This window comes from Kitasatospora sp. NPDC056327 (assembly GCF_042261735.1).
Taxonomy (GTDB): Bacteria; Actinomycetota; Actinomycetes; order Streptomycetales; family Streptomycetaceae; genus Kitasatospora.
On record NZ_JBHJRC010000013.1, the window covers coordinates 31,074 to 37,094 of the forward strand.

Below are 6,021 nucleotides of genomic sequence, written 5' to 3' on the forward strand. Positions count from 1 at the left end.
TCAGCTGATCGCCAGCAGCAGGTGGGCGGCGGCCCGTGCGGCGCGATCGGCGGCGGTGGCGCTGTCCGGACCGGTCGCCACGGCGTAGCCGTACCGGTCCCGGAACGAGTGGGTGAGCCGCAGCTCCGTCCCCGGCGCCACGGTGAGTTCGGCGAGTTCGACCCCGGGCAGGATCAGTGCGCCCGCCCGGCCGTCGGCCCGGGTGACGGTGCCGGAGCGGTCGGCGAGCGCGAAGCGGATCGAGGCGTACGACCGGTGCCGCGGCTCCACGGCGGCGGGGCGGCCGACCGCCCGGGCCACGGTGGCGGCCACCAGGTCCACCCCGGCGGCGTGCCGCACCAGCGTGGGGATCATGCCGCCGGCCAGCCGGGGGTTCACCTCGATGACCACCGGGCCGCGCGGCCCGTGGCGCAGTTCGGTGTGGGCGGGCCCCCAGCCGAGTCCCAGCGCGGCCAGCGCGGCGAGGGCGGTCGCGCCGAGCCCGTCGGGCGCCGCCGGGGCGGGGAAGTCGTGCCCGGTCTCCACGAAGTGCGGTGCCGGGCCCAGGTGCTTGGCGACGATGCCGACCACCGCGCCGTCGAAGGTCTCCACCGAGAACTCCGGGCCGTCGACGTACTCCTCGACCAGTATCGTGGCGGGGACCGTCCGGCCGCGCTCGTCGACGGGGCTGCCGAGCAGGGCGGCGGCGGCCTCGCGGACCTCGGCCGGGCCGGCGCACAGCCGGACGCCGACCGAGCCGGAGCCGGTGGTCGGCTTGACCACCACCGGGTAGCCGGTCCGGCCGGCCGCCGTGAGCGCGGCCTCGACGTCCGTGACGGCGGTGTACCCGGGCACGGGCACCCCGGCCGCCTCCAGGGCGGCGCGCTGGCGGTCCTTGTGCCGGCACTCGGTCAGCGCCCCGGCGTCGGGCGCGGGCAGGGCGAGCCGCTCGGCGGTGGCGGCGGCGGTGGCGATGAAGTACTCCGAGCTCGACGTCACCCCGGCCAGCCCGCCCTCCCCGGCCAGGCGCCGGCACGCCGCGAGCACGGCCTCCCGGTCGGCGGTGTCCAGCACCAGGTGGTCCACCGCGTCCTCGGCCAGGTACGGGTAGCGTCCGGGCTGCGCGGCCAGCACGACGGGCCGCAGCCCGAGGCCGCGGGCGGCGGCGCAGAACTGTCGTCCCGAACCGGTGGTGTTGCTCTCGATCAGTGCCAGCCAGGTCAACTCCCGGCTCCTTCCGTGACGTTCCGGCCGTCGGTACCGGCCGGGTCCGCCACCATGATGCGGGAGACGGCGTCCGCCAGTTCCCGGGCGGCGTCGTCCCACCGCCGGTGGACGGCGCCCAGCCAGTCCGCGTGCTCCGTGAGCGCCTCGTACCCGGCGGCGAAGACCGCGTCGAACTCGCCGGGGCCGCCGCCGAACCGCTGCTCGGCGACCAGCGCGGCCAACGAGACGTCGGTGTCCTTCAGTTCGGCGGGCATGTCCTCGGCGGCCAGCCGGTCCGACCCGCGCCCGACGGCGTTCCGCACGGCGCCGCCGACCAGCCCGTGGGCGGTGCGGAACGGCACGCCCTGGCGGACCAGCCGGTTGGCCAGCGCGGTCGCCCCGACGAAGCCGTCCTCGGCACGGGCGAGCATCCGCGCGGGGACGGGGCGGGCACCGCCGACCACCGCCCGGGCGAGCACCGTGCCCTCCAGGACGGCCCGCAGACCGGGCCAGACCGCGGCCACCGCCTCGGTGCCGACCTCGATCGCGTTGGTGAACGGGGTCGCCCGGGTGGTGGCCGCCGCCGCCGTCCACGCGCCGATCGCGGCCCCGGCCTTGGCCCTGACGTGCTCCAGCAGGAAGGCGTTGCGCTTCTGCGGCATCGCCGAACTGCCCCCGACCAGCCGGTCGGGGAAGGCCACGAAGCCGAACTCGGCGCTGCTCCACAGCTGGAGGTCGGCGCCCAGCCGGCTGATCGTCAGGGCCGCGCCGGCGGCCGCGGCGAGGGCGCGCAGGGCGTCGTCCCGGCTCGCGACGGCGTCCAGCGCGTGCCGGGCGGGGGCGGTGAAGCCCAGCAGCCGGGCGGTCCGCGCCGGGTCGATCGGCAGGTCCGTGCCGGCCACCGCGCTCGCGCCCAGCGGACACCGGTCCAGCTCGTCCACGCAGCGGCGCAGCGCCGCGATGTCGCGGGAGAGCGCGATCGCGACGCCCACCAGGTAGTAGCCGTACGTGACCGGCATGGCGGCCTGGAAGTGGGTGTGGACCGGCATCACGGTGTCCCGGTCGGCCCGGGCGCGGCTCAGCAGGACGGCCTGCAGCCTGGCCAGTTCGGAGACCAGACCGTGCAGTTCGGAGCGCAGCCGCAGCGCGGTGGCGGTCGCCTTCAGGTCGTTGCGGGAGCGCCCGGTGTGCAGCCGGCCGCCGGTGTCCTCGCCCAGCTCGGCGCTGAGCAGCTGCTCGTACGCCAGGTAGAGGCCGCGCGGGGTCGGCACGCCGTGCAGCGGCCGGAAGCCGTCGGCGCGCAGCCGCTGGATCGCCCCGGCCAGCGCCGCGGCGTCGGCCGGGCCGATCAGGCCGCGGTCGGCGAGCATCACCAGGTGCGCCAGGTCGATCCGGGTGGTCAGGGCCAGTTCGGCGCCCAGCTCGGCCGGGGTGGGCGAGCCGTAGACGATGGACTGGATCCGGGCCCCGACGGTCGAGGTGAGACGGCTCATCGGACGGCCTCCTCGCCGGCGCGGGCGTCCAGCACCTCGGCGAGACCGCGGCGGTTCCACGGGTGCATGCTCCACCGGTCGGTGGGCCTGGTCGGGTCGGCGACGGCGACCGGCCCGGGCGGCGGCGGCATGGTGTGGCCCCCCGCCGCGAGCCAGTCGTCGTCGTAGACGGTGTCCTGGTAGCGGTAGCCCTCGTCGGGCAGCATCACGACGACGCGGGCGTCCGGGTTGCGGTCGGCCCACCACCGGGCCACCTGGTAGGCGGCGCCGCTGGTCGGGCCCTGGAACAGCGCGTGCGCGCGGTGCAGCAGCCGGGTGGCGGCGTACGCCTCGCCGGCGGTGCACCAGTGGACCTCGTCGAACGCGCTGTGGTCCAGGTTGCCGGGGAGCAGGCTGTTGCCGAGGCCGCGCAGCTCCCGGGGGCCGTCCGGGTGCCCGAACAGCACGCTGTGCGGGGTGTCGACGCCGATCGCCAGCACCTCCGGGCGGCCGGCGCGCAGCGCCCCGACCGTCCCGCACATCGAGCCGCCCGAGCCGATCGGCCCGACCAGGCAGTCGATCGTGCCCAGGGTCCGTTCGAGGTGCTCGGCGACGACGGCGTAGGAGGCCGGGTTGTCGGGGTTCTCGTACTGCTCCGGGCAGAAGGTGTCCGGCAGTTCGGCCCGGATCCCGGCGAGCCGCGCCAGCCGCGCCTCCTGGTAGCCGCCGACCTCGGCCGGCTCGGCGCAGATCTCCACCCGGGCCCCGAGGTCGGTGAGCCGGCGCAGCAGCGCGGCGTCCATCACCGGGTCGCTGACCAGCAGGAGCCGGCGCCGCATGAGGGCCGTCTGCATGGCCAGGGCCAGGCCGAAGGTGCCGGACGTGGTCTCCACGACGACGGTGTCCGGCCCCAGCAGCCCGGACCGCTCGGCCTTGAGCAGGATGTGCCGGGCCGGCACCAGTTTCATCAGGGTGAAGGCCGCACCGTAGAGGTTGCCCCCGAGCCTGATGATCCGTGGCAGCAGGACCGCCTCGGTCGATTCCAGATACGCGTTCTCCACCATCGTGCTCCCCGAGGCAGTCCTCTGACAACCGGTCCGGCATCGTGCTCCACCGTCCTCGACGGCCGGGGGCCGGGTCTGCTCAACAGTGAACAGACGTCGTTTCCGCGGCTACCTACGTTGGCGGCATGGAAGCCACGATCGATCAGAGGATTCTGGCCATCGTCCGTGACGTACTCGGAAGGCCCGGGCTGGGCCCCGACGACGACATCTTCGATCACGGCGGAACGTCGCTCGCGTTCGTGCGGGTGCTCGCCGGAATCAGCCAGGAACTGCACGTCAGGATACGTGTCGGCGACCTGGGCGGAGTTGCGACGGCGCGCAATCTCGCGTTGCGCGCGGCCGTGGAACAGGCCGCTGCGGCCTCCGACAGCTAAGGAGTTCGAGATGACGCAGAATGCCGGGGCGAGGGAGTTCGCGCTCACGCCGGAGGAACTCGACCAGTTCCGCCGGAACGGTTTCTTCGGGCCGTTCAAGGTCTACGAAATCGAGGAAATGCAACGAATCTGGCGCACCGAGCGACTGGCCCTGATGGATCGTGGCAACGCGGTCTACCAGGAGGAGGCCGCGCAGTCCGGAAACACCAACATCTCCAACTACGACCGCCACCTCGACAACGACTTCCTGGCCGATCACGTGGCCAATCCCAGGATCGTCGACCGGGTGGTCAGCGCGCTCGGCCCGGACGTGCTCTGCTGGCGCACCGAGTTCTTCCCGAAGTACCCGGGCGACGAGGGCACCGACTGGCACCAGGCCGACACCTTCGCCAACGCCTCCGGCAGCCCGCAGATCCTCTGGGCCGGCGACGAGCACGTGCACTTCGGCGGCACGCTCACGGTCTGGACGGCCTTCACCGAGGCCAACGAGGACACCGGCTGCCTGCAGTTCATGCCGGGCACCCACCAGCAGATGATGTACGACGAGACCAAGAAGATGCACTACGACCCGCAGCGCATCAACAGCGAGGTCAAGGACGGCATCCGGCGCGGCTTCTTCGGCTACGACTACCGCGAGCTCCAGATCGACGAGGACTTCGTCCCCGACGAGTCCAGGGCCGTCCCGATGGTCATGCGCCCCGGTGAGGCGATCATGTTCTGGTCGACGCTGATGCACGCCTCGCTCCCGCACAACGGCAGGACCGAGGAGATGCGGCTGGGCTTCGCCAACCGCTACGTGCCGACCTCGGTCCGGGTCTACCCGGACACCACCGAGATCATCGAGTACGGCGGCACCGTCAGCCTGGAGCGCTTCGGCTCGGTGCTCGTCTCCGGCCGCAACGACTACGAGCACAACGTCATCGCGACCGAGACCACCACGGGTCACCCCTTCACCACCCGCTGACCCGCTCCGCCGCACGGCAGGTGCCGCGTGCGACCCCCGGTCCGCGCGGCACCCCGGAATCCCTAGGACAGGAACATGCTCGCCTCCATGGAGAACATCGCCGGCGCGGGCGCCGGGCTGCGCGGCTACAGCGCGGGTGCGCCCGGCGGCCCGGCCGTGGTCATCGCCTCCGCCTGCGGGATGCCGGCCACGCTCTGCGAGCCGTGGATGCGGCACCTGGCCGCCACCGGCCACCGGGTCGTCACCTGGGAGACCCGGGGGCTGTTCGGCGACGACACCGACGCCGCCTTCGACGCCCTCGGCCACGACGTCGGCACCCAGGCCGCCGACCTGCTCGCCGTGATGGACCACTACGGCCTCGGCACCGCCCACGTGATGGGCCTGTGCGGCGGCGCCGTGATCGCGCTGGGCGCGGCCCACCGCCGGCCCGACCGGGTCGCCTCGCTGAGCCTGTGGCACGGGGACTTCTCCGGCACCCCGGGCGTCATGACGGACCACCAGCAGAACCTGCGTGCCCTGCTCGCGCTGGCCGCCCAGGGCCGCCCCGACGCCGCCATGATCAACGGCGCGCTGGCCGACAGCGCCCGCGCCGCCGTCCCGGCGGAGCTCGCCGAACTCGTGATGCACCCCTACTCGACCGACGAACTCTTCTACCGCTACAGCACGCTGACGCTCGCCACCATGACCGAGGACGTCACACCGCTGCTCGCCGGCCTGCGGATGCCGGCCCTGGTCGTCACCAGCGAGGACGACCGCACCGCCCACCCCGAGGGCTCCCACCGGGTGGCCGCCGCCCTGCCGGACGCGGTGCTGCGGGTCGAACCGCACGGCGACCACATCTCGGTCTTCGGGGCCGGCGAACGGCTCCGGGACCTCCTGGCCGGATTCACCGGCGGGGCCGTCGCGCCCGCGCCCAAGGCCTGAGCAAGCGAACAGCGGAATCCGCACGAGGGGGAGGACGT

The 6,021-nt window shown here is 73.9% G+C and carries 6 protein-coding genes; 3 read left to right on the forward strand and 3 right to left on the reverse strand.

All coding sequences use genetic code 11. The annotated features are described in order from the left end of the window. Genes ACFCX4_RS03730 through ACFCX4_RS03740 form a run of 3 tightly spaced genes read right to left on the reverse strand, consistent with a single transcriptional unit; the run spans position 1 to position 3,721 of the window. Positions 1 to 1,203 carry an ATP-grasp domain-containing protein gene (locus ACFCX4_RS03730; RefSeq protein WP_376138625.1) on the reverse strand — a complete coding sequence of 401 codons (1,203 nt, stop codon included), beginning with the start codon at positions 1,201 to 1,203 and terminating at the stop codon, positions 1 to 3. Then, positions 1,200 to 2,678: an argininosuccinate lyase gene (gene argH, locus ACFCX4_RS03735; RefSeq protein WP_376138627.1), complete on the reverse strand. Its 1,479-nt coding sequence runs from the start codon at positions 2,676 to 2,678 to the stop codon at positions 1,200 to 1,202. The genes ACFCX4_RS03730 and argH overlap by 4 nt, the downstream gene beginning before the upstream one ends. After that, positions 2,675 to 3,721, reverse strand: coding sequence for a pyridoxal-phosphate dependent enzyme (locus ACFCX4_RS03740; protein WP_376138629.1), 1,047 nt, complete (start codon positions 3,719 to 3,721; stop codon positions 2,675 to 2,677). Before ACFCX4_RS03740 ends, argH begins: the two co-directional genes overlap by 4 nt. 125 nt (positions 3,722 to 3,846) lie before the next feature. On the opposite strand from ACFCX4_RS03740, the gene ACFCX4_RS03745 reads away from it, so the two are divergent. The 3 genes from ACFCX4_RS03745 to ACFCX4_RS03755 all read left to right on the forward strand — a co-directional run bounded on the left by ACFCX4_RS03745 (position 3,847) and on the right by ACFCX4_RS03755 (position 5,983). Further along, on the forward strand, positions 3,847 to 4,095 hold the full coding sequence (locus tag ACFCX4_RS03745; protein WP_376138631.1) for an acyl carrier protein: 249 nt from the start codon (positions 3,847 to 3,849) through the stop codon (positions 4,093 to 4,095). A 10-nt stretch (positions 4,096 to 4,105) separates the two neighbouring features. Beyond that, on the forward strand, positions 4,106 to 5,059 hold the full coding sequence (locus ACFCX4_RS03750) for a chlorinating enzyme (protein WP_376138633.1): 954 nt from the start codon (positions 4,106 to 4,108) through the stop codon (positions 5,057 to 5,059). Positions 5,060 to 5,134: 75 nt separating this feature from the next. Beyond that, the gene (locus ACFCX4_RS03755; RefSeq protein WP_376138635.1) at positions 5,135 to 5,983 is read left to right on the forward strand and encodes an alpha/beta fold hydrolase; all 849 of its coding nucleotides are present in this window, start codon (positions 5,135 to 5,137) and stop codon (positions 5,981 to 5,983) included. Positions 5,984 to 6,021: the final 38 nt, after the last annotated feature.

What these genes read in the sequence shown, in the direction of transcription:
- argH (WP_376138627.1), bottom strand. Translation starts at nt 2,678, where the DNA reads ATGAGCCGTCTCACCTCGACCGTCGGGGCCCGGATCCAGTCCATCGTC.
- ACFCX4_RS03740 (WP_376138629.1), bottom strand. Translation starts at nt 3,721, where the DNA reads ATGGTGGAGAACGCGTATCTGGAATCGACCGAGGCGGTCCTGCTGCCA.
- ACFCX4_RS03745 (WP_376138631.1), top strand. Translation starts at nt 3,847, where the DNA reads ATGGAAGCCACGATCGATCAGAGGATTCTGGCCATCGTCCGTGACGTA.
- ACFCX4_RS03750 (WP_376138633.1), top strand. Translation starts at nt 4,106, where the DNA reads ATGACGCAGAATGCCGGGGCGAGGGAGTTCGCGCTCACGCCGGAGGAA.
- ACFCX4_RS03755 (WP_376138635.1), top strand. Translation starts at nt 5,135, where the DNA reads ATGCTCGCCTCCATGGAGAACATCGCCGGCGCGGGCGCCGGGCTGCGC.